Below are 21,740 nucleotides of genomic sequence, written 5' to 3'. Positions count from 1 at the left end.
GCGCTATCAGCTACAAAATCAGAAGTCCTGAACCAGGGACACGCGCACATTGCGGCCCGGCTGGGTATAGGCATCGGCAATCTGCGTCGTGCGGCTCAAGCCACGTACATCCGCCCAGCGCGAATACTTTTTGTCGGTCAGGTTGTAGATGCCCACATTCAGACGCGTGCCTGGACGGATACGCCATTGCGCACTCAAATCCAGCACCGTCGCGGATGGGCTGAGCAAGGGGCGGCCAGTGGAAAGATCGGACGCATCCTTGTCTTTCTTGCCTGCCCAGTGCGAGGCGCTGAGCTGCACGCCCACATTCGAGCGGTCGTAGCGCACGCCCAGAACCAGTTGCTGCGGCGAGATGGTGTCCACCGGCTTGTTGGTGCTCTTGTCCGTACCCTTGGTGTAGCCGTAGGCGGCATTGGTGCGCCAGTTGCCGCCCGCAAACCTGCCCCAGTCGTAGTCGGCCTTGAGTTCAAAGCCGCTGATATGCACGCGGTTCAGATTGACGGACTGGAACGTGGCCGGGTTGTTGCGATCACCGTATTCGCCCGCAACCTGCACCTGATCCTGGATGAAGTCCTTGTAGCGGCCTGTAAAGACTGCAGCATCGAGACGCAGCGCATTCATGCGGCCGCGCAGACCCAGCTCGAAGGTATTGCTCTTCTCTGGCTTGAGATCGGGATTGGGAATGCTCTTGTAGAACATGAACGGGTTCTCGAAGAAGGCATTGATCTGCCCTGCATTCGGCGCGCGGAAACCAGCGGCATAGTTGCCGTAGACCGACCAGGCATCGTTCATCTGGAACATGGCGCCCAGCTTGGGGGAGACGGCAGAGTCCGAATTGCTGACCGCTGTGCCGCCAAAGCCCTGCTGCTTGGGCTTGATGCTGTAGTGCTCGGCCCGCAATCCGGGCGTCAGGCTGAAAGCACCATAGTGCAGCTCGGCCTGGGCAAACAGCGCGGTCGAGGTTTCCGTGGTGTCGGGGAAGCGCTTGAGCGGAAAGCTCTCGCCTGCCGGTGGCGTGATGCCGTTCTGCTCGTTGACCACCTTGCCGCGCAGATAGTCGACGCCATAGCTGAGCTTGCCGCTGACGCCATTGCTCCAGCGCAGCGTCTTGCCGGCCTGGGCATGCAGCTGCAGCGCATCCTCGTCATAGGTCACATCGCGCTCGCGATAGGCCAAAGGCGGGGTGCGGGTTTCGGTCACGAACTCGCGCGAGCGCGAGCTTTGATAGCTGACCATCAGCTTGAGCTCGTCGGCCAGTGCCGTATCGAGCTGCTGCCACTGCCCCTGCCAGGTAGCGCGCCAGCGCTTCATGGTGGTCTCGGCCTGCGAATCTCTGACGGTGGCGCTGCGAGCGCTCAACAAGTCGTAGTCGGCGCGCTTGTCCACATTTTCCAGCGTGAACACATGTTTTTGCACGGCCGATGGCGTATAGACCAGGCGCCCCAGCAGCGAATGGCTCTTGTCCTTTTCGGGGTTGGGCGTGGTGCGCAGAGCCCCCACCGCATTGTTATCGCCCATGTTCTCCAGCGCGCTGGAGCGGCCTATGCCGGCCGACAGCAGCCAGCTCCATTCCTGGCTGGCACGGCCAGCCAGCGTCGCACCCACGCGCTTGCCGTTGTCCGATCCGTCATAGCTGGCCGAGACGCGACCGCCAATGGTCTTGCCGTCCTTGAGCAGATCGTCTGGCTGCACGGTGATGAAATTGACCAAGCCGCCCATGCCGTCCGAGCCATAGAGCGCGGGCACGGCACCGCGCAGGATTTCCACGCGCTGCACCAGACCCAGATCCATATAGTCACGGCCAAAGGCATTGGCGCTGAAGGTATAGCTGCGCGGCAGGCGCACGCCGTCGACCAGCATCAGCACGCGGTTGCCTTCCAGACCACGGATATTGAAGCCGCTGTTCTGGTCACGCCCGGTGGGGGAGCCGGCCAGGGTGAAACGCGCCGGACTGCGCGGCACGGTGACATTGGGCAGCTTGCTGGCCAGCTCGCGGATGTCGCCGATCTGCTCCTCCTCCATCTGCTTGGCGTCGATGACGTCCACCGTCATGGGCAGGCTGTCGGCGTCCTGCTCGTCGCGCGAGGCACTGATGACCACATCGCGCAGCACGGGCGTGCCGCGGTCGGCGCGGGCCGCCGCGACCTGGACGGTTTCGGAAGATTGCTGCTGGGCCTGGGCCGAGATGGCAGCGCAGGCAAGTGCGCAGGCCAGCGCCAGCGGGCGGAGATTGGAGCGTGGCGCCGGCATGGCGCGGGCGTGCAAAGCGGTGGCGGATGCCATACCAGAAACCCTCTTTATTCATAGAAATGGACAAGAGCTGGCTTCTGATAGATACCTCAATGGCCACAGGTCGAAACGTCAGAGGCTTCGCGGCCTGTAGCTGGCACGGCATTGGCTGGCTGAATGAAAGAAGTATATGCGAATAATTCTCAACCGCAAATAACTTGCTTACAAAACCGGAAATCGCGCCCTGAAAGCAGACCGGCCTGTCCCCTGGTTCTCACGAACATCCATGAAAGGCTTTGCAGCCCGCAAGCTCCTCAGGGCCTGGCGCCGATAGCACACGGCATGGCCGGTGACTACCGGCCAGATGGGGCGATGGCTAGATGGGGCGATGAAGCGAAAAGGACTGCCGAAGCAGTCCTTTTTTATAGCGGCCAACGCTTTCCCGGCAAACGTTGAAAGCAGTTCAGTGACGAATCAGGTGGTCAAAGGCCGACAGTGCTGCGGTAGCGCCGGCGCCAGCGGCGATCACGATCTGCTTGTAAGGCACCGTGGTGCAGTCACCGGCGGCGAACACCCCGGGCAGATTGGTCTGTCCCTTGGCATCCACAATGATCTCGCCGAACTTGCTCAGCTCCAGTGTGCCCTTGAGCCATTCGGTATTGGGCACCAGGCCGATCTGGACAAACACGCCTTCGAGCTCGACATGGTGCTCGGCACCCGTTGCCCTGTCCTTGTAGCTCAGGCCGTTGACCTTGCCGTTGGCCCCCGTGATCTCGGTGGTCTGGGCGTTGGTGATGACGGTCACATTGGGCAGGCTGTGCAGCTTCTTGACCAGCACGGCATCGGCCTTGAGCTGATCGGCGAACTCCACCACCGTTACATGGGCCACCAGACCCGCCAGGTCAATCGCAGCTTCGATGCCGGAGTTGCCGCCGCCGATCACCGACACGCGCTTGCCCTTGAACAGCGGACCGTCGCAGTGCGGGCAGTAGGCCACGCCCTTGTTCTTGTACTCGGCCTCGCCGGGCACGTTTACATTGCGCCAGCGTGCACCGGTGGAGAGGATAACGGTCTTGGCCTTGAGCGAGCCACCGTTGGCCAGTTGCACTTCCACCAGGCCGCCGGGATGCGCAGCGGGAATCAGCTTCTCGGCGCGCTGCAGGTTCATGATGTCCACATCATAGGCACGGGTGTGGGCTTCCAATGCAGCGGCGAACTTGGGGCCGTCGGTTTCCAGCACGGAGATGTAGTTCTCGATCGCCAGCGTGTCGTTGACCTGACCGCCAAAGCGCTCGGCCGCCACGCCGGTGCGAATGCCCTTGCGAGCTGCGTACACGGCGGCTGCCGCGCCGGCCGGGCCGCCGCCGATGATCAACACGTCGAAGGCGTCCTTGGCCGACAGCTTGGCTGCGTCACGCGAGGCTGCACCAGTGTCCAGCTTGGCCACGATTTCCTCGATGGTCATGCGACCGGAGCCGAACACGCTGCCGTTCATGAACACCATGGGCACGGCCATGATTTCGCGCTCGGTCACTTCCTTCTGGAAGGCACCGCCTTCGATCACCGTGGTCTTGACCTTGGGGTTGAGAATGGCCATCAGCGACAGCGCCTGGACCACGTCGGGGCAGTTGTGGCAGCTCAGGCTCATATAGACCTCGAAGTTGAAGTCGCCGTCCAGTGCCTTGATCTGGTCGATCACGTCCTGCTCCACCTTGGGAGGATGACCGCCCGTCCACAGCAGGGCCAGCACCAGCGAGGTGAATTCATGGCCCAGGGGCAGACCGGCAAAACGCAGCTGGGTGGCCGTGCCCTGGCCCTGCAGCGTGAACGAGGGCTTGCGGGCATCGCTGCCGTCGGTGCGCAGGGAAATCTTGTCGCTGCGCAGGGACTGGATGGTTTTCAGCAGATCGTGCATCTGGGCACTGGTCTCGCTGTCATCCAGAGAAGCCACCAGCTCAAACGGCTGCTGCACGCGTTCCAGGTAGGCGGCGAGTTGGGCTTTGAGTTGATCGTCAAGCATGGTGGATTCCTTTGAATTTAGAGTTGTTGATGCAATGCAGCAAAGTGCTTTTGAGGCCTTTGCCCGCCCATGAAAGCAAAAACTGGGCGAAAAAAAGCCGGACGGACGGGCAGCACTCGCCTGAACGTCGTCCGGCTTTCAGAGCGCTTGCGCGCTCAGCCGATAGGTATCAGGCTTAGATCTTGCCGACCAGATCCAGCGAAGGAGTGATCGTGCTGGCGCCTTCCTTCCACTTGGCGGGGCACACCTGGCCAGGGTTGGCGGCGGTGAACTGGGCAGCCTTGAGCTTGCGCAGGGTTTCGGACACGTCACGGGCGATTTCGTTGGAATGCACTTCCATGGTCTTGATCACGCCTTCGGGGTTGATCACGAAGGTACCGCGCAGAGCCAGGCCTTCTTCGGGGATGTGCACGCCGAAAGCGTTGGTCAGCTGGTGTGTGGGGTCGCCAACCAGGGGGAACTTGGCCTTGCCCACGGCGTCGGAAGTTTCGTGCCACACCTTGTGCGAGAAGTGGGTGTCGGTGGTCACGATGTAGACCTCGGCACCGGCCTTCTGGAACTCGGCGTAGTTGTTGGCTGCGTCTTCGATTTCGGTGGGGCAGTTGAAGGTGAAGGCGGCGGGCATGAAGATCACCACAGACCACTTGCCCTTCAGGCTCTCTTCAGTCACGGTGATGAATTCACCCTTGCCGTTGCGGTTCACATAGGCTTCGGTCTTGAAAGGTTGAACTTGAGTGTTGATCAGAGACATTTGCTGTTTCCTTGTGGTTAGTGTTTGAAGACAGGATGAAGTTTAGAGTGGTCCGCTTAATAAAACCAATCGATTGATTTCATCAAATTGATTTAAAAAACCTATCAAACCAGATTCCCGGCTTCTGAAGTCAAGCCGCAGCGCTGTGCAGCTCAGCTTTCTATTGTGGGCCGAAACCAGGTAGTTCAAGCCAATAGTCCTTCAATCACGCTCATAGCTTTTGTTGTCATCAGCGGATCAAACTTCTCAGTCCAAGTCCTGCGGGCACTCACTGAAGCTAAACGAGAACGCGCATCAGATGCAGCCAATTCGCGCGGGCATGGACTTTGTTTGATTTGCCTCATAAAGCATGGACAATCGGCGCGAACAACAACTGCCCGAGAAGGAGTCCCTCATGAAAGGTGATGCACAAGTCATTTCCTGGCTGCAAGCCCAGCTCAAGAACGAACTGACCGCCATCAACCAGTACTTTCTGCACTACCGCATGTACAAGCACTGGGGCTTCGACAAGCTGGCCAAGAAGGAATACGAGGAATCCATCGGCGAGATGAAGCATGCCGACGCGCTGATGGACCGCATCTTCATGCTCGACGGCCTTCCCAATCTGCAGGACCTGGGCAAGCTGCAGATCGGCGAGGACGTGCCGGAAGCCCTGGCCTGCGACCTGCGCCTGGAGCAGGCCGCACAGCAAACCATCAAGGACGGCATCGCGCATTGCGAATCCGTGCGCGACTATGTTTCGCGTGATCTGCTGCAGAAGATCCTGGACGACACCGAAGAGCACATCGACTTCCTCGAAACCCAGCTTGACCTGATCGACAAGGTCGGCACGCAGAACTATCTGCAGTCGCTGATGGGCGAGATCGAATAATTTCGGCTTCACGCTGAAAGACAAAAGCGGCCTCAGGGCCGCTTTTGCTTTGGAGCCCCCGCCTCAGGTCGGCATCAGGAAGTCCCGGCTGATGCCCGATCCCAGGTCGTTGACGCGGTCGAGAAACTGCGTCAGATAGGCGTGCAGGCCGGTGGTCAGTATCTCGTCGATGCGACCGTACTGCAGATCGGCCAGCAAGCGCCCGGCCTTGCGTGTGGTTTCCTGCGAATGGTCGTTGGCCACGCGCTCCAGGTTCTTGACCACCTCATGCATGCTGGCCAGCAACGAGCGCGGCATGTCGGCGCGCAGCATCAGCAGCTCGGCCACGCGTTCGGGCGTGATCACATCGCGGTAGACCTTGCGATAGACCTCGAAGGCCGAGACGCTGCGCAGCAAGGCACTCCAGTGATAGAAGTCGAAATTCATCAGGGCGCGACCGCGCGGCATGCCGTGGTAGTCGCGCTCTATGGAATGGAACTTCACATCCAGCAAGCGCGCCGTGTTGTCGGCCCGCTCGACAAAAGTGCCCAGGCGCACAAAGTGCAGCGCCTCGTCCTTGAGCATGGTGCCCAGCGACACGCCGCGCCACAGGTGTGAGCGGTATTTGACCCATTCGAAGAACTGCGCCGGATCCTTTTTCCAGGCATCCTTGCCGAAGTGGCGCTGCAGCGCCAGCCAGGTCTGATTCTGCGTTTCCCAGGATTCCGTGGTCAGCGCTCCGCGCACGGCACGCGCGTTTTCGCGCGCAGCCTTCAGACAGGCAAAGATGGAGGACGGGTTGGCCTCGTCCGACACCATGAACTGCAGCACCGACTCGCGGTCTACCACTGGAAACTGTGCCTTGAAGGCCGGGATCAGCTCGCTGATGGACAGCACGCTCTGCCAGCCGCGGTGGGAGTCATGGATGGCCTGCGGCAGCATGGCGGTTTCATAGGCCACGCTGAGCATGCGCGCGGTGTTCTCTGCCCGCTCGGTGTAGCGGGACATCCAGTACAAATGATCGGCGGTACGTGACAGCATCAATGACCTCCCTCTTGATCTTCCAGCACCCAGGTGTCCTTGGTTCCCCCGCCCTGGGATGAATTCACCACCAGCGATCCCTGCTTGAGCGCCACGCGCGTCAGTCCACCGGCCACCATATTGACCTCGGTTCCCGTGAGCACAAAGGGCCGCAGGTCGATATGGCGCGGAGCTATGCCTTTTTCCACCATGGTCGGGCAGGTGGACAGGGAGAGCGTAGGTTGAGCGATATAGCCCGAAGGGTTGCCAACCAGCACGCGGCGGAAAGCCTCTATCTCGGCCTTGGTCGCCGCCGGCCCGATCAGCATGCCGTAACCGCCGGCACCGTGCACTTCCTTGACGACCAGCTCATGCAGGTGGTCAAGCACATATTTGAGGTCGTCCTCCTTTCGGCACAGCCAGGTCGGCACGTTCTGCAGTATGGGCTCCTCACCCAGATAGAAGCGGATCATCTCCGGCACATAGGGGTACACCGATTTGTCATCGGCCAGGCCCGTGCCCACGGCATTGCAGATATTGACGTTGCCTGCACGGTAAGCCCGCATCAGGCCCTTGCAGCCCAGCGTCGATGTGGGCCTGAAGACTTCGGGGTCGAGGAAATCATCGTCCACACGGCGGTAGATCACGTCCACACGATGCAAACCCTGGGTGGTGCGCATATAGACCACGTCTTTCTCGACCACCAGATCCTGGCCTTCGACCAGCTCCACCCCCATTTGCTGGGCCAGGAAGGCATGCTCGAAATAGGCACTGTTGTACATGCCCGGAGTCAGCACCACCACCGTGGGCTCCAGCACGCCCGACGGCGCGCTGGCACGCAAAGTGTCGAGCAGCATGTCGGGATAGTGGGCCACCGGTGCCACGGCATGCTTGCCGAAGAGTTCGGGGAACAGGCGCATGGTCATGCGGCGGTTTTCCAGCATGTAGGAAACGCCCGATGGCACGCGCAGATTGTCCTCCAGCACGTAATAGACGCCGTTGCCCTGGTCATCGGGCGCGCGCACGATGTCTATGCCCGCGATATTGGCGTAGACATCGTTGGGCACCTGAATGCCCTCCATCTCTGGCCGATACTGACTGTTGCCGCGCACCAGCTCCGTCGGGATCAGTCCGGCACGCACCATGTCCTGGCCATGATAGGCATCGCGGATAAAGCAGTTGAGCGCCTTCACGCGCTGGGTCAGGCCGGCCTGCATGCGGACCCACTCATGGGCCGGAATGATGCGGGGGATCAAATCGAACGGAATCAGGCGTTCCGTACCGGCACCGCTCTCGTCCTTGTCGCCATAGACGGCAAAGGTGATGCCCACGCGGCGAAAGACGATTTCCGCCTCGGCACTGCGGGCGCGCAGATAGTCCAGCGATTGTTTGCCCAGCCACTGCGCATAGTCCCGATAGTGGTCTCGCACCGCGCCACCTTCGGCGGGCAAGCTCAGATACATCTCATCGAATGTGCGCATCCTGTCCTCTCTATTTTTGCCGCAGCTCACGCATGCAAGCCACGAATCTCAGTTTAGCGACGCTGCACCGGACAAGCTGCCAGGCAACAAGCGTGCAACCATGCATGTCTGCATCCGCCTGAAGGCGGTACAGCATCAATGCAAGCCCCATGCCAGTTTCTCAGGGCTGCTCCCTGGAAACAGCATGGACATCCCAATAATGCGCCCGAATCAAGCGTTCGCATTCCAATTTTTCCGGTTGGGCAGAGTTCCAGTAGGCCGCGCCGCAGCGATCCTGAGCCACCAACTGGCTGCCCACCGCCTGATAGCGCTGCACCACGGCTGCCACCGGATGCCCAAAACGATTGCGATAGCCCGCCTGCACCACCGCCCAGCGCGGGCGCAGCGTGCTGACCCAGGACTCGGTCGATGAAGTATTGCTGCCATGGTGAGGCACCAGCAGCCAGTCCACAGGTTCGTCCAGACTGGTTTGCAGCAGTTGCTGCTCCTGCGCCGCCTCGATATCTCCGGCCAACAGGGCCACACGTCCGCTGGCCGAACGCAGGCGCAACACGCAACTGCCAAAGTTCGGCTTGGCCTTGCGACCGTTGAGCCAGGCATCTCCGGCGGGCGGGTGCAGCACTTCAAACGTCACACCATCCCATTGCCAGTGCTGCCCCTGTGTACAGCGCTGAACCGGAGCCAGGCCCGCCAGTTGCGGGGCTTGAATCACCGAGTCCGAGCCCCAGACTTTCGCGCCAGGCTGAGCTGCCCTGACGGCCAAAGCCCCGCCGGTGTGATCCTTGTCGCTGTGGCTGAGCATCATGGCATCAATCTGCATGCCGTTCGCGGCCATCAGCGGCAAGAGCACACGCTCACCGGCATCGCTCTGGCGGCTGTACTGCGGCCCTGCGTCATAGAGCAGACGGTGGCTGGCTGTGCTGATGATGACGGCGTTGCCCTGGCCGATATCCGCCGCCAGCAGCTCGAACTCGCCGACACGCGGCCGTGCCTGAGGCCAGAACAAGGCTGGCAGCGCCAACAGCGCGGCCACCAGCCGCAGCCGGCCCGGCAAAGGCGCAATCACCAGCAGTCCGGCGGCTATCGCCAGCGCACTGGCCCACCAGGCAGGCTGCGGCAAGGCCCATACGGCTCCGGGCAGCGCAGCCAGCCACTGCAGCAGGCTCATCAAGGGCAGCATGGCGACCGCGGCAGCACTTGCCGCCATGGGCAGCACAGCAGCCAGCAAGGCCAGCGGCGTGACCACCAATGTCACCCAAGGAATGGCCAGCAGATTGGCCAGCAGGCCCACGACGGACACCTGGCCAAACAGCAGCAGCCCCAGTGGCGCCAAGGCCAGGGAGATCAGCCACTGCTCGCGCCACAATTCCTTCAATCTTGCAAGAAATCGTCTTTTTGCGCTTGCAGCTTCGGCGCTATCTGCCACTGAATTGGAAGCAAGCAATACGCCGACGGCTACAAAACTGAGCCAGAACCCCGCCTGCCACAACGCCCAGGGGTCGGCCACAACAATCACCGCCAATGCCAGCAGCCATACACAGGCCCAGGGCCAGCGCACGCCCAGCCATTGAAAAAGCGCCACTACGGCCAGCATGCAGATCGTGCGCTGCGCGGGCAGACCCCAGCCGCTGAACAAGGCATAGGCTGCCGCCAATAGCACGCCCATGAGCAGGGCTGCGCGCGGGGCAGGCATCCAGCGACAGGCGCGCGCACCAAGTCTCCATACACGGCCCACGATCAAGACTGCCAGCCAGGCAAACATGGTTATGTGCAGGCCCGATATGCTTATCAGATGCGCCACGCCTGTCTGGCGAAACAGCGTCCAGTCCTTGCTGTCAATCGCCTGCTGATCGCCCACGGCCAGCGCAGCCACCACGCCCAGAGCGGTCTGAGCATGCCCTGCACTGCCACCTGGCAACCAGCGCTGCAAGCGCAATGCCTCGCCCTGAATGCGATCGCGCAAGCCCTGTCGCCAGCGCTGCAGCGGATACTGGTTTGTCACGGCCAGCAGTTCGGGCACGGGCTGGTCACGCACATAGCCCGTGGCCTGCACTCCTTGCTCCCAGGCCAGCAGCTCATAGTCAAAGCCGTGCGGATTGCGCGAGCCATGCGGGCGCTTGATGCGTACCGTGAAGCGCCAACGCTGACCGGGGCTCAGCGCCATGCCCTGGGCCCAGTCAGGGACGAGAGGCTGGCTGGCATCCGGCACCTGCCCGAACGGGCCATACCAGGACAGCTCCAGCAGCCTTGGCACGCCGGCATCCGAGCTATCGACCACAAAACGCCAGCGCTGGCCGTTGGCCTGGTTCTGCAGCATGGAGGCAATCCGGCCTTCCACCTGCAAGTCCACTGCCTCCAGCGCCTGTGGCAGGGTTTGCGCCAGATAGGCATGTGCACGCCAACCCGTCCCCCCTGCCACACAGCAGGCAGCGCCCAACAGCATCAGCCACCAGCTCAGCCAGGGTCTGCCACGCCATCTGTATGCAAACAGCAGTGTCAGCAAACCCCAAGCCAGCAAGATCTGGTAGAGCGACAGATGCCACAGCCTGGCCTGGGTCACCTGCCATGCAGCGCCCAGCACACAACCCCAGAGCGGCGCCAGCCACGACAGGCGGCGATGCTGAGAGCTTGGAGTCTGATGGAGCGGCATGCTGCCATGCTAGGAGGGAGCGACCAGACCCAGCATTGCGACTATCCCTGCCCTGTCTCGGACACCAAAACGGCATCAAACACTTGCTCTCATTGTGCGAGCAGCTATCAATTCAAAAGCTATGGCCACTGTGCCAAGGCGATCAATGCCCGGGCCCGCTGCTGTGTCAAACTTGTCGATCCTTAGCCTCGCACTTTTTGGAGCCGTCATGAGCGTCTATGAAAAACTCAAAGCCCTGAACATCACCCTGCCCGAAGTGGCCATGCCTGCTGCCGCCTACCTGCCCTATATGCAGACCGGCAATCTGGTGTTTCTCAGCGGCCATATCGCCAAGCAGAACGGCCAGCCCTGGGTCGGCAAGCTGGGTGAGAACATGACGACCGAAGAAGGCAAGCAGGCAGCCCGCGCCGTGGCCGTGGATCTGATGGGCACGCTGCAGCATGCCTGCGGCGGCGATCTGAATCGCGTCAAGCGCATCGTCAAGGTCATGAGCCTGGTCAATTCCAGCACCAGCTATACCGAGCAGCATCTGGTCACCAACGGCTGCAGCGAACTGCTGGGCGAAGTCTTCGGCGAAGCCGGCAAACACGCCCGCAGCGCCTTCGGCGTGGCCCAGATTCCCCTGGGCTGCTGCGTGGAAATCGAGCTGATGGCCGAGCTGGGCTAAGACTTTAGCCCCATACATAAAGTGAGCTAATACCGTTTGTCATTCATGGATTTCAGATACAAAACAATCTGAACTGCTTGATTGATAAGCGCAAGCAGCTCACTTTATCCTTGCAGCGCGATGCTTGCCGCAAGCATCTCGATCACTCACGAAAGAGCCCCCATGCCCAGCACGCAGGCACCCCCACTGGTTCTCAGCATTCAATCCCATGTCGCCTACGGCCATGTGGGCAACGACGCTGCCATGCTGCCGCTGCAGCTTCTGGGCATAGAGCCCGTGGCCGTGCATACGGTGCAGTTCTCCAACCACACGGGCTACGGCGAGTTCAAGGGCCAGGTCTTCACACCTGCCCATGTACAGGATGTGCTGGACGGCCTGCGCGCCCGAGGCGTGCTGGCGCGCTGCACGGCCGTGCTCTCGGGCTATCTGGGCGATGCCGGTGTGGGCGAAGCCATTCTGGCCGCCGTGCAGGAGGTGCGCGCCGCCCAGCCCCAGGCGCACTATCTGTGCGACCCGGTCATGGGCGATGTGGGGCGCGGCCTGTTCGTGCGCCCCGGCATCCCGGACTTTCTGCGCAAGCGGGCCCTGTCCCAGGCCAGCGTCATCACGCCCAACCATTACGAGTTCGAGCTGCTGTGCGGCGGCGAGCCGCTGGGCAGCGTGAAGGCGGCCACCGAGGCGGCCCGCGGCATGCTTGCGCAAATGCGTCACCGCGCCTCGGCGCTGATCGTCGTCACCAGCCTGCGCACCGAGGACCTGCCGTCCGAGCAGCTGGCCACGCTGGCCGTGACGGCCGACCAGGCCTGGCTGGTGCAGACGCCCTATGTCGACCTGCACCCGCTGCCCAACGGCATGGGCGACGTGTTCTCGGCCGTGCTGCTGGGCCATCTGATCCAGGGCCGCGCCGTGGCCGATGCTGTATCCAGGGCCGTGAGCACCCTGTATGCCCTGGTCTCGCGCACCGAATCGGGGCAGCGCGACCTGCCCCTGGTCGCCAGCCGCGATCAGATCACGGCACCGGCGCATCTCTTTGACGCCGTGCCGGTCATCGGCTGAAGCGGCGCGACCCGATTCACTCCTGGTGCGCCAGCTCCGGCTGGCGCGCGGCGCCGGACGGGCGTGGCCGGACCGTCGAGGCGGACCCTTTTGCTACCGATGCAATAGCAGCCTGGGCATGTACATGGCTGCTTCTGAGATCATCCATGCGGAACATGCTGACCGTCTGCGTCAGCTGCTCGGCCTGCTCCCGCAGGCTTTGCGCGGCAGCGGCCGATTCTTCGACCAGGGCCGCATTCTGCTGTGTCATCTGATCGAGCTGGCTGATGGCCTGGTTGACCTGGGTCACGCCTGCACTTTGCTGGACCGAGGCTTCGGTCACCTCGGCAATCATGGTGCTGGCGTTCTGCACCGATTTGACGATATCGTCCATGGATTCGCCCACGCTCTGCACCAAACGGATGCCGTTTTGCACGCGCGCCTCCGAGGTGCCGATCAGGGTACGGATTTCCTTGGCCGCGTCGCCGCTGCGCTGGGCCAGGGAGCGCACCTCGCTGGCCACCACGGCAAAACCGCGACCTTGCTCGCCGGCGCGCGCCGCCTCCACCGCCGCATTGAGCGCGAGGATATTGGTCTGGAAGGCAATGCCGTCGATGACGCCGATGATGTCGCCAATCTTCTGGCTGCTCTGGCGAATCTCGTCCATGGTCACCACCATGGAAGCCACGACCTCGCCGCCGCGCTGGGCCAGGGCGGCCGCGCCCGATGCCGTGCTGCGCGCCTGCTCTGCGCTGCTGGCGCTGTTCTGGATGGTGCTGGTGAACTCCTCCATGGCGGCAGCGGTTTGCTGCAGATTGCTGGAAGTCTGCTCGGTGCGCGCCGACAGGTCCTGGTTGCCGCCAGCGATCTCGGCACTGGCCGTGGCAATGCTGTCGGCGCTGTGGCGCACCTGGGCCACCATATCGTTGAGCGCCCGGCACATGTCCTGCTGGGCGCGCAGCAGCGCGCCGAATTCGTCATGGCGCTGCACGGTTTCGCCCACCCGCAGATCGCCGCCGGCAATGCGCTCGGCCATGACCTGGGCGGCCAGCAGCGGCGACTGCATGCTGCGGATCAGAAAGAAGGCGCCGGCGGCAATGCCCAGCACCACAAGCAGCACCGCCACACCGGCTATCTTCACGGTCGCCATGCGCAACTCGGCCATCTGCAGCTGGCTGTCGGCAGCGGCTTTTTTCTGCAGCTCGACAAACGCCTGCAGCGACTGCAGATAGGCTGCAATCGCGGGCTTGAAGCTTTGCTCGGCCAGCGCGAGAGCCCGGACCGCCTCCCCCTGGTCCTTGAGCTGGGCAATCTGCTTGCGCAGCGTCAGCATCTGCTGGCGCGCTGCGGACACCCGCTCCATCTGGGCCTTGTCCTCGGCAGACACCGCCAGTGCCTGCAGTGCCTTTTGCACCCTGGAAATACGGTCCGAGGTCTCGGCCATCGCGGGCTTGAAGCTCGCCTCCACCGACGCCTCGCTGCTCAGCGCCAATGCCAGCGTGCGCACGGCGTTGGCTTCGGTCAGGCCCATCCACTCGATCGCCAGCTCGGTGCGTGAGCGCATTTGCTGCGCCGTCTGCTCCGACGCCTGCTGCGTGACCGAGGAGCGGTAGCCCGCGAACCCGATCACCGCAATCAACACCGCCACGATGAGTAACACTGCCGCCCAGAGCTTGTGGGCCATCTTGAGTCGCTGCATAAAATATCCTGCCAACAAAGCTGCACAAGGCCTGCGCGCAGACATTGCCGCGCATTGAGACAAAATGTATCCATGCTGAACCCATGTCAGCAGCAGGAATTTCCCTTTGTAGTGCGCTGCCCCAGGCCCATGTTTGCACCGCAGAAAAAAAAAAGCCGCCCAGGACCTGCCTGGCGCGGCTTTTTGACAGGCGGCACAAGCCTGCTTATTCCACCGTGCCCATATCGATTTCGTCGAGCAGCAGGCCGGTGATCTTGGAAAGACGTGCCTCGGTGTAACGCATGGCCGCTGCACCATCGCCGTCGCGGCTGCCGAAGTTGCCCTGCCCGTCGACCAGCGGGTAGCGCTGATTGAAGTCCTGCGCCATGCGCACCAGTGCGTCATAGGCCGACTGGTCGCCGTGCGGGTGAAAGCGGCCCAGCACGTCGCCGACGACACGGGCGCTCTTGACCGGCTTGGCCGCCGTATTGCCGTTCGGGCCGCTATAGCCCAGGCCCATGCGGTCCATGGCATAGAGAATGCGGCGCTGCACGGGCTTGAGGCCATCGCTGACATCCGGCAGGGCGCGGCCCTTGACCACCGATAAAGCGTATTCGAGATAGGCGCGCTGTGCGTATTGACCCAGGTCCAGTGCATCGCCAGCGGCTTGTTGAGACAAATCCAGTGTGGTTTGATCGCTCATGAATTCTTTGTGATTTTCCAAATTGCGCCGATCCGGCGACTCAAGGTATTTGCGCGTCCGCAGCCGCAGAGGCTGCGCCCGGCAGAGTCATGCGTATGCGGGAGCCGCCGCGGCCAGCCGGGCTGGCCGCAGCCAGCCGCCCGCTCAGGGGCCGCGCTGCCTGCAGCTGCTCGTAGATGCCGGTGACGGCCTTGACGTAATTCATTGTTTCTTTGTAGGGCGGAATGGCCTTGCCGAATTTCTGCACCGCACCTTCGCCCGCGTTATAGGCGGCCAGCACCAGATCGAGCCGTCCCGGGAACAAGTCCATCAGATAGCTCAGGTAACGCGCGCCGGCAGGCACGTTCACGGCCGGGTCGGCCAGTTGCTGCTGCATGCTGCGCTTTTTGCTGGCCGATACGCCAAAGCGCTCGGCCGTGGCGCGGCCTTGCCGCACCGCTTGTACTGTTTGTGGCCGCGCCTAGCCAAGAACGCTTCGCTTCATTTTGATGGCGCGGCCAAGGGCACCGGATTTCCGCCTTGAAGTGACGGGGCCAGGGTCACCGTTGTCGCGAAGGCGGCAAGACTCAATAGAAGAGAGCGCTCAAAGGAAAGCAACCTCCCGCATTGGCGTAAACCTGGCAATGTCAATGACATGACATTGCGCCTTGGCTACCGTGCCTACCATCCCAGTCCGATGCGCCCTTGATGCCACGCCGCAGAGATGCAGGAGACTTCCATGACCAATGCCCTCCCTTCACCGATCCCGGGCGATACGCCCCGGCTCGACGATCGCTACACGAAGACCACCGGGACCGTATTTCTCTCGGGCAACCAAGCCCTGGTGCGCCTCGCGATCCAGCAACGCCTGATTGACCAAGCCGCCGGTTTGAACACCGGCGGCTACATTTCTGGCTACCGGGGCTCGCCGCTTGGCCGCTATGACATGGAGCTGTGGAGTGCTGGCAGCCACCTGGAGCGTTGGAATATCAAGTTCCAGCCCGGCGTCAACGAAGACATGGCCGCAACCGCGGTGTGGGGCACCCAGAGTGTCGGCCTGGTCCCCGGCGCACAGGTGGATGGCGTGTTCGGTATGTGGTATGGGAAAGGTCCCGGCGTGGACCGCTCGGGCGATGTGTTCAAGCATGCCAATCTGGCGGGTACCTCGCCGAGCGGCGGCGTACTGGTGCTTGCCGGTGATGACCATGGCTCAAAATCGTCCACCACCGCGCACCAGAGCGAACCAGCGCTAATGGCCGCCGGCATCCCCGTGCTGGCGCCGTCAAACGTGCAGGAAATCATCGACTACGGCCTGCACGGCATTGCCATGAGCCGTTTCAGCGGCTGCTGGGTCAGTTTGAAGCTCGTCACGGATGTGGTGGAAAGCTCTTCGACGGTGAACATCGACCCGGCGCTCTTCCAGTCTGTGCTCCCACCGTTGCCGCCGGTGCCGGGCGGCGTCTCGATCCGGCTGCACGACAGGCCGCAGATGCAGGAGGCGAGGCTGTACGGCGCCAAGCTGCCCCTGTCCGTGGCCTATGCGCGTGCCAAACATTTGAACCGAGTTACCCACGATGTGCCGAATGCCCGTGTCGGCATAGTGGCCGCAGGCAAGGCCTACGCCGACACGTTGCAAGCGCTGCAGGAACTGGGCTTGACGAACGAAGCCTGTAAAGCGGTCGGCATCCGGGTACTGAAGCTAGGCATGGTCTTTCCGCTAGACCCGGAGGCCGTGCTGAAGTTTTCCGACGGCCTGCAGGCCATCCTCGTGGTCGAGGAAAAGCGCCCCTTGATCGAGCAGCAACTGAAGGCTGTGCTGTACGATGCAGCCCTCGCCAACCCACCCAAGATCATCGGCAAGCCGGCGCTGCCGTCCGTGGGCGAGCTGGCGCCCAATATCGTCGCGCATGCCATCGCCAAGCTGCTGGGACAGGACGAAATGGCCCAAGCGATTCCTTTGTCGCCAACGCCCAAGTTCGGGCCAGACGGTCAGCTAATCCTCGGGCCGATGCGCTTGCCGACATTCTGCTCGGGGTGTCCGCACAACAGCTCCACCAAGCTGCCGGACGGCAGCCGCGCGCTGGCCGGCATCGGCTGCCATACCATCGCCATGCTGACCAGCCCGCAGAACACCATGACCGTTTCGCACATGGGCGGCGAGGGCATGCTGTGGGCCGGCCAGGCGCCGTTCACCGCCGAGAAGCATGTGTTCGCCAATATGGGCGATGGCACCTATTTCCACTCGGGGTTGCTGGCCATTCGCTCAGCGGTGGCGAGCAAGGTCAACATCACCTACAAGCTGCTGGTCAACGGCTTTGTCTCGATGACCGGCGGACAGCCGGTCGATGGCGAGATATCGGTGCCCCAGATGGTTCAACAGCTCAAGGCGGAAGGGGTGCGTCACATCGTCGTTACCACGGAAGATCTGGAGCGTGTTCAGGCGCTGGGCCTGCCGTCCGACGTGCCGGTACACCATCGCCGCGAGTTGGATCGCGTGCAACGAGAGCTGCGTGAGATGCATGGCACTACCGTGCTGATCCACGACCAGGCCTGCGCCACCGAACGCCGGCGCCTGCGCAAGCGCGGCAAGTGGGCCGACCCTAAGGTGCGCACCTTCATCCACCCCGAGATTTGCGAGGGCTGTGGCGACTGCGGCGCCAAGAGCGGCTGCCTGTCGATCGAGCCGCTGGAAACACCGCTGGGACGCAAGCGCCGGATCAACCAGAGCAGTTGCAACAAGGACTATGCCTGCGTCGAAGGATTCTGCCCGAGCTTTGTAACCGTGCATGGCGCCGAGCCAAAAAAGGCGGGGATGGCCAAGCGCGCACAGCCGATGCTGGACGAATCCACGCTGCCGTTGCCGAGCACGGCGCTGCAGCGTGATTCGCTCGGTGTGCTCATCACCGGGATCGGCGGCACTGGGGTGGTGACGGTGGGTGCGATCATCTCGATGGCCGCATACTTGGACGGCCTGGCTTGCTCAACCCTTGACATCACTGGTCTGGCGCAGAAGTACGGCGCCGTCATGACGCATATGCGCATTGCTCGCGACCCATTGCTGCTGACCAGCGCCCGTCTGGCGATGGGCGAGGCCGATGTCGTGGTTGGTTGCGACCTGCTGGTCACCGCGGGCGACGAGTCGCTCAGCCTCCTTCGCCCGGCCACGGCGCGGCTGGTGGTCAACAGCGAGCAGGTGCCCACCACCGAGTTCTCGCGCGACCCGGACTGGCAGTTCGATGCCGCCACGCTGACCGGACGCTTGCAGGCTGCGGCGGCGGATCGCTTCGAACTCATCGACGCCACAGTGCTGGCGAAGGAGCTGCTGGGCGACGCGGTCTTCGGCAATATGCTGATGCTGGGCGTGGCCTGGCAACGCGGGATGATCCCGGTCTCGCTCGATGCGCTGAAGAAGGCCATTGAGCTGAACGGGGTCCAGGTGGCGCGCAATGTCGAAGCCTTCAACTGGGGCCGCTTGTGGGCTGCCGATCCGCAGCGCCTTGCGTCCTTGCAAGCGCAGGCCCGGCCCGCGCACGTGATTGCGTTGCCTACAGTCGAAAGCCTGGATGCGATCGTGCGGGACCGCATGCAGCGTCTCACCGGCTACCAGAATGCAGCCCTGGCCAAGACCTACGGCGATCGCATCTCCCGACTGCGGCAGGCAGCACAGCATGCCGGTACCGCTGACGCCTTGGTCAAGACCGCGGCTCGCCAGTACTACCGCCTGTTGGCCCACAAGGACGAGTACGAAGTGGGTCGTCTGTACAGCGATCCGGCCTTCCACAAGATGCTGCAGAGCGAGTTCGACGGGGATCTGAAGGTGCATTGGCACCTTGGCGGCGGCCCGCTGGCCAAGAAGGATGCGCGCACGGGCCAGGCGATGAAGACAGAGAAGGTCTTTGCCATGCCCTTGATCTTGTCGCTTCTGGGCCGCCTGCGCATCATCCGCGGGAGCTGGCTCGACCCGTTCCGAAATTCAGAAGAGCGGCGACTGGCTAGCCGCTTGCGTGCGCAATACGAGGCCGACTTGGACCATATTCAGCATGCGTTGAGCGCCGACAACGCCAAGGCCATGACCCGCCTGGCGGGCTGGCCGGCACAGGTTCGCGGCTACGGGCATGTGCGCGAGGCCAGTGCCATGAAGGCCCTGGCGGCACGAGAGGAACTGCGCCAACCAGCCCCTGCTGCTGCCGAGCCGGCACAGCAGGCCGCCTGATATCCAGCCGAACAGCAACATTGAATGGGTCAAAAACTTATGACAACCGTCGAGTCCATCCAGTCCACCCTTTCCGTGGAGTCCATCGAGCCGCATATCCTGCGCATCCCCATGGCTGCACCCGTCCAGACGCCCATGGGCATGGTGGACTCCACGATTGCCCTGCTTGTCCAAGTGAAGCTCACAACGGGCGAGCAGGGCTGGGGCGAGGTGTGGTGCAATTTCCCGCGCTTTGGCGCCTACCACCGCGCGATCATCGTCAAGAAGGTGATTGAGCCTTTCCTGAAGTCACGCAGCTTTGCGGGCCCGCGTCAGGCCTGGGAGGCGATGCACAGGGCGGCCAACGTCCTGCGTCTTCAGAGTGGTGAAACGGGCCCCATCTCTGCCGCCATCGCGGGCGTGGACATTGCCCTTTGGGACATCGTCGGGCAGCGTGAAAGGCAGCCGATATGGCGCCTTCTGGGCGGCCGCAGTGGCAGCATCAATGCGTATGGCAGCCTGGGGCGCTCACACGGGTTTGAGCCGCTGGTCGAAGCCGGACTCGAACGGGGATTCCGGGCGTTCAAGCTGCGTTGCTGGGGGGACCCCAGGCAGCACATGGAAGCCTATGTCAAGGCGCGCGCCATGGTGGGGTCGGATGTCGACCTGATGGCCGATGCCAATTCTTCGTTCCCCTTGAATGAAGCGGTGGCATGGTCGCAGCAATTTGCCGATGTGAAACTGGCCTTCCTGGAAGAGCCCATTCCCGTGGACTCACCGCTGGAGATCTGGAAGGCATTGGCCGCAGGCGCCCCCATGAGGATCGCCGGAGGCGAGAACATGATTTCTGCCGACACGATCGAGCAGGCCATCGGCAGTGGCGTCTATAGTGTCTTGCAGACTGACATGACCAAGTGGGGCGGCTTTTCGGGCACAGTGCCCATGTCGCACCGCATCGTGGCCAAGGGCATCCGCTTTTGCCCCCATATGTTCTCGGCAGCTCCTGGCCTGCTGGCCTCTGCCCACCTGCTTGCGGCTTCCAACAGCCCGGACGGCTCGCTCGAATACGGGATCGAATACAACCCGCCGCGCGACGAATTTCTCCAAACCGAGGTGGTAAATGGCCGCATCGAGGTGGGTGACGCACCAGGGCTCGGGCTGAACCTGGACACGGCCAAGATGGACCGCTACCGCGTGCCAATGCCCAATTTGTGATTCTCATGATTGAGCCGAATAAAGGAGACAAAGCATGATTCTTACCTCCACCCGTCGCTAGTTGTTGAGGCAGGCTGCCGCCGCCTGCGCCCTGCCGTTCGCACCTCGCGACTGGGCCCAGCCGGCCGGGTCAGGATCATCGTGCCGCTGCCGGCTGGCGGCGCGGCCGATGCCTCGGTGCACATGCTGGCCGAGCAGATGCAGAAAGCGATGCGGCGAGTTTCATCGTCGAGAAAAAGCCCGGTGCGATCTTCCAGCCCGCCATGCAGGCGCTGGCGCAGGCGGGCGCCGACGGCTAACCGCTGATCCAGCTCAACAGCGTAATGGCAGCCGCGTAGGTGGCGCGCAAACGCTTCGATATGCTGAAGACACTGGCACCGATATCACTGACCGGCGTCAGCGACGGCGTGCTGGTGGTTCCTGCCAATTCACCGTTCAGGACGGTCAAGGAGTTGATTGACTTCGCGCGCGCCAACCCGGGCGTGCTGAACTGCGGCTCGGTGGGACCGGGCTCGCGCGAACACTTGAACGCCGCCATCCTCCCCAAGCGGTACGGCTTCTCGGCGACGCTTGCCCCATTCAAGGGCGCGCCGGATGCGATCACCGCGCTGGCGCAACACGAGATCCAGTTCTTTCCATCCGTCGCCCCGCTGGCCGCGCAGTTCATTCAAAAGAAGCTCGTGCGCCCCCTCACGATGATGGTCGACCAGCGCTCGCCGCTGTTGCCCGAGGTGCCGACGCTGAAAGGGCAAGGGATAGATCTGCCACCGCTGCAGTACTCGGGCAGGCTGTGGCGGCGCCCGCTGGCACGCCGCGCCCTGTGATCGATATGCTCCAGCGCCAGATGGCCGCAGCGCTCGGCGGCAAGATGCTACGGGACAAGCTCGCCGCCCCTCGTCGCTCGTCGCTCGTCGCTCGTCGCTCGTCGCTCGTCGCTCGTCGCTCGTCGCCGGAATAGTTTGCCCGCGTCATCGAGGCCGACTTGCGCTGGATGACGGCCGTCATGCGTGAGTTCGACTGCCCCTAGGAAACGCAGCTGCCCTCCCCGGCAAGCGTCTGGGACGGGACTTGGCAAGGTGGTCTGGCCGACGGTGCATTGGCAGACGTAGGAGCATGGCCCAGCGTCGATCTTGGGGAGCGGCTCCACAGCGCACCTGACGTAGCGGATGAAGGGCTACTGGCGCATCTTCTCTCGCTTCGAAAAGCTCCATGTGATGTTCCTTGCCCTCATCGCTTCGCGCTGGTGGTCGACTGGCTTCGTTTCTGTTGG

At 62.7% G+C, this 21,740-nt stretch carries 13 protein-coding genes and 3 pseudogenes; 7 read left to right on the top strand and 9 right to left on the bottom strand.

Going from position 1 to position 21,740, the window contains the following annotated elements; genetic code table 11:
• Positions 1 to 18 precede the first annotated feature (18 nt).
• The 3 genes from F0P97_RS06525 to ahpC form a co-directional block, all read right to left on the bottom strand.
• Positions 19 to 2,283 (bottom strand): TonB-dependent hemoglobin/transferrin/lactoferrin family receptor, encoded by a 2,265-nt coding sequence (locus tag F0P97_RS06525; protein WP_182286122.1) that lies wholly within the window; start codon positions 2,281 to 2,283, stop codon positions 19 to 21.
• A 409-nt stretch (positions 2,284 to 2,692) separates the two neighbouring features.
• The gene (gene ahpF / locus F0P97_RS06520; RefSeq protein ID WP_182286121.1) at positions 2,693 to 4,249 is read right to left on the bottom strand and encodes an alkyl hydroperoxide reductase subunit F; all 1,557 of its coding nucleotides are present in this window, start codon (positions 4,247 to 4,249) and stop codon (positions 2,693 to 2,695) included.
• Positions 4,250 to 4,424: 175 nt separating this feature from the next.
• Positions 4,425 to 5,000, bottom strand: a complete 576-nt coding sequence (gene ahpC, locus F0P97_RS06515) for an alkyl hydroperoxide reductase subunit C (RefSeq protein ID WP_003057651.1) — start codon at positions 4,998 to 5,000, stop codon at positions 4,425 to 4,427.
• A 394-nt stretch (positions 5,001 to 5,394) separates the two neighbouring features.
• On the opposite strand from ahpC, the gene bfr reads away from it, so the two are divergent.
• Positions 5,395 to 5,871 (top strand): bacterioferritin, encoded by a 477-nt coding sequence (bfr, locus tag F0P97_RS06510; protein WP_012837398.1) that lies wholly within the window; start codon positions 5,395 to 5,397, stop codon positions 5,869 to 5,871.
• Positions 5,872 to 5,934: 63 nt separating this feature from the next.
• Here the strand turns inward: bfr and F0P97_RS06505 are convergent, their stop codons facing one another.
• From F0P97_RS06505 to F0P97_RS06495, 3 genes are all read right to left on the bottom strand, one after another.
• Complete coding sequence (locus F0P97_RS06505) at positions 5,935 to 6,891, bottom strand: alpha-E domain-containing protein (RefSeq protein ID WP_182286120.1); 957 nt, start codon at positions 6,889 to 6,891, stop codon at positions 5,935 to 5,937.
• Positions 6,891 to 8,351: a circularly permuted type 2 ATP-grasp protein gene (locus F0P97_RS06500; protein ID WP_182286119.1), complete on the bottom strand. Its 1,461-nt coding sequence runs from the start codon at positions 8,349 to 8,351 to the stop codon at positions 6,891 to 6,893. The genes F0P97_RS06505 and F0P97_RS06500 overlap by 1 nt, the downstream gene beginning before the upstream one ends.
• Positions 8,352 to 8,511: 160 nt before the next feature.
• Entirely contained in the window at positions 8,512 to 11,001 is a 2,490-nt protein-coding gene (locus F0P97_RS06495) for a DNA internalization-related competence protein ComEC/Rec2 (RefSeq protein WP_182286118.1), read from the bottom strand.
• A 208-nt stretch (positions 11,002 to 11,209) separates the two neighbouring features.
• On the opposite strand from F0P97_RS06495, the gene F0P97_RS06490 reads away from it, so the two are divergent.
• Positions 11,210 to 11,668, top strand: coding sequence for a RidA family protein (locus F0P97_RS06490; protein ID WP_003064600.1), 459 nt, complete (start codon positions 11,210 to 11,212; stop codon positions 11,666 to 11,668).
• Between the two features lie 162 nt (positions 11,669 to 11,830).
• Positions 11,831 to 12,724 (top strand): pyridoxal kinase PdxY, encoded by an 894-nt coding sequence (gene pdxY, locus F0P97_RS06485; RefSeq protein ID WP_182286117.1) that lies wholly within the window; start codon positions 11,831 to 11,833, stop codon positions 12,722 to 12,724.
• A 16-nt stretch (positions 12,725 to 12,740) separates the two neighbouring features.
• Here pdxY and F0P97_RS06480 read toward each other — a convergent pair whose 3' ends face one another.
• From F0P97_RS06480 to F0P97_RS06470, 3 genes and pseudogenes are all read right to left on the bottom strand, one after another.
• Positions 12,741 to 14,402, bottom strand: coding sequence for a methyl-accepting chemotaxis protein (locus tag F0P97_RS06480; protein WP_182286116.1), 1,662 nt, complete (start codon positions 14,400 to 14,402; stop codon positions 12,741 to 12,743).
• A gap of 208 nt (positions 14,403 to 14,610) precedes the next feature.
• Positions 14,611 to 15,084 (bottom strand): annotated as a pseudogene (locus F0P97_RS06475) (DNA gyrase subunit A); the annotation flags it as partial.
• 40 nt (positions 15,085 to 15,124) lie between these two features.
• Positions 15,125 to 15,505 (bottom strand): annotated as a pseudogene (locus F0P97_RS06470) (lytic transglycosylase domain-containing protein); the annotation flags it as partial.
• Positions 15,506 to 15,802: 297 nt separating this feature from the next.
• Here F0P97_RS06470 and F0P97_RS06465 point away from each other — a divergent pair.
• The 4 genes and pseudogenes from F0P97_RS06465 to F0P97_RS27960 form a co-directional block, all read left to right on the top strand.
• Positions 15,803 to 19,276, top strand: coding sequence for an indolepyruvate ferredoxin oxidoreductase family protein (locus F0P97_RS06465; RefSeq protein ID WP_182286115.1), 3,474 nt, complete (start codon positions 15,803 to 15,805; stop codon positions 19,274 to 19,276).
• Between the two features lie 24 nt (positions 19,277 to 19,300).
• Complete coding sequence (locus F0P97_RS06460; protein WP_182286114.1) at positions 19,301 to 20,470, top strand: mandelate racemase/muconate lactonizing enzyme family protein; 1,170 nt, start codon at positions 19,301 to 19,303, stop codon at positions 20,468 to 20,470.
• A 359-nt stretch (positions 20,471 to 20,829) separates the two neighbouring features.
• Positions 20,830 to 21,294: a tripartite tricarboxylate transporter substrate-binding protein gene (locus F0P97_RS06455; RefSeq protein WP_182286113.1), complete on the top strand. Its 465-nt coding sequence runs from the start codon at positions 20,830 to 20,832 to the stop codon at positions 21,292 to 21,294.
• 339 nt (positions 21,295 to 21,633) lie between these two features.
• Positions 21,634 to 21,731 (top strand): annotated as a pseudogene (locus F0P97_RS27960) (IS5/IS1182 family transposase); the annotation flags it as partial.
• Between the last annotated feature and the right edge of the window lie 9 nt (positions 21,732 to 21,740).

Origin of the sequence: Comamonas testosteroni (genome assembly GCF_014076415.1) — a bacterium.
Classification (GTDB): Bacteria; Pseudomonadota; Gammaproteobacteria; order Burkholderiales; family Burkholderiaceae_C; genus Comamonas; species Comamonas testosteroni_F.
This window is presented reverse-complemented; position numbering and strand designations above follow the sequence as displayed.

Coding starts and splice junctions, on each gene's coding strand:
- F0P97_RS06525 (WP_182286122.1), bottom strand. CDS start 2,283: ATGGCATCCGCCACCGCTTTGCACGCCCGCGCCATGCCGGCGCCACGC.
- ahpF (WP_182286121.1), bottom strand. CDS start 4,249: ATGCTTGACGATCAACTCAAAGCCCAACTCGCCGCCTACCTGGAACGC.
- ahpC (WP_003057651.1), bottom strand. CDS start 5,000: ATGTCTCTGATCAACACTCAAGTTCAACCTTTCAAGACCGAAGCCTAT.
- bfr (WP_012837398.1), top strand. CDS start 5,395: ATGAAAGGTGATGCACAAGTCATTTCCTGGCTGCAAGCCCAGCTCAAG.
- F0P97_RS06505 (WP_182286120.1), bottom strand. CDS start 6,891: ATGCTGTCACGTACCGCCGATCATTTGTACTGGATGTCCCGCTACACC.
- F0P97_RS06500 (WP_182286119.1), bottom strand. CDS start 8,351: ATGCGCACATTCGATGAGATGTATCTGAGCTTGCCCGCCGAAGGTGGC.
- F0P97_RS06495 (WP_182286118.1), bottom strand. CDS start 11,001: ATGCCGCTCCATCAGACTCCAAGCTCTCAGCATCGCCGCCTGTCGTGG.
- F0P97_RS06490 (WP_003064600.1), top strand. CDS start 11,210: ATGAGCGTCTATGAAAAACTCAAAGCCCTGAACATCACCCTGCCCGAA.
- pdxY (WP_182286117.1), top strand. CDS start 11,831: ATGCCCAGCACGCAGGCACCCCCACTGGTTCTCAGCATTCAATCCCAT.
- F0P97_RS06480 (WP_182286116.1), bottom strand. CDS start 14,402: ATGCAGCGACTCAAGATGGCCCACAAGCTCTGGGCGGCAGTGTTACTC.
- F0P97_RS06465 (WP_182286115.1), top strand. CDS start 15,803: ATGACCAATGCCCTCCCTTCACCGATCCCGGGCGATACGCCCCGGCTC.
- F0P97_RS06460 (WP_182286114.1), top strand. CDS start 19,301: ATGGGTCAAAAACTTATGACAACCGTCGAGTCCATCCAGTCCACCCTT.
- F0P97_RS06455 (WP_182286113.1), top strand. CDS start 20,830: ATGCTGAAGACACTGGCACCGATATCACTGACCGGCGTCAGCGACGGC.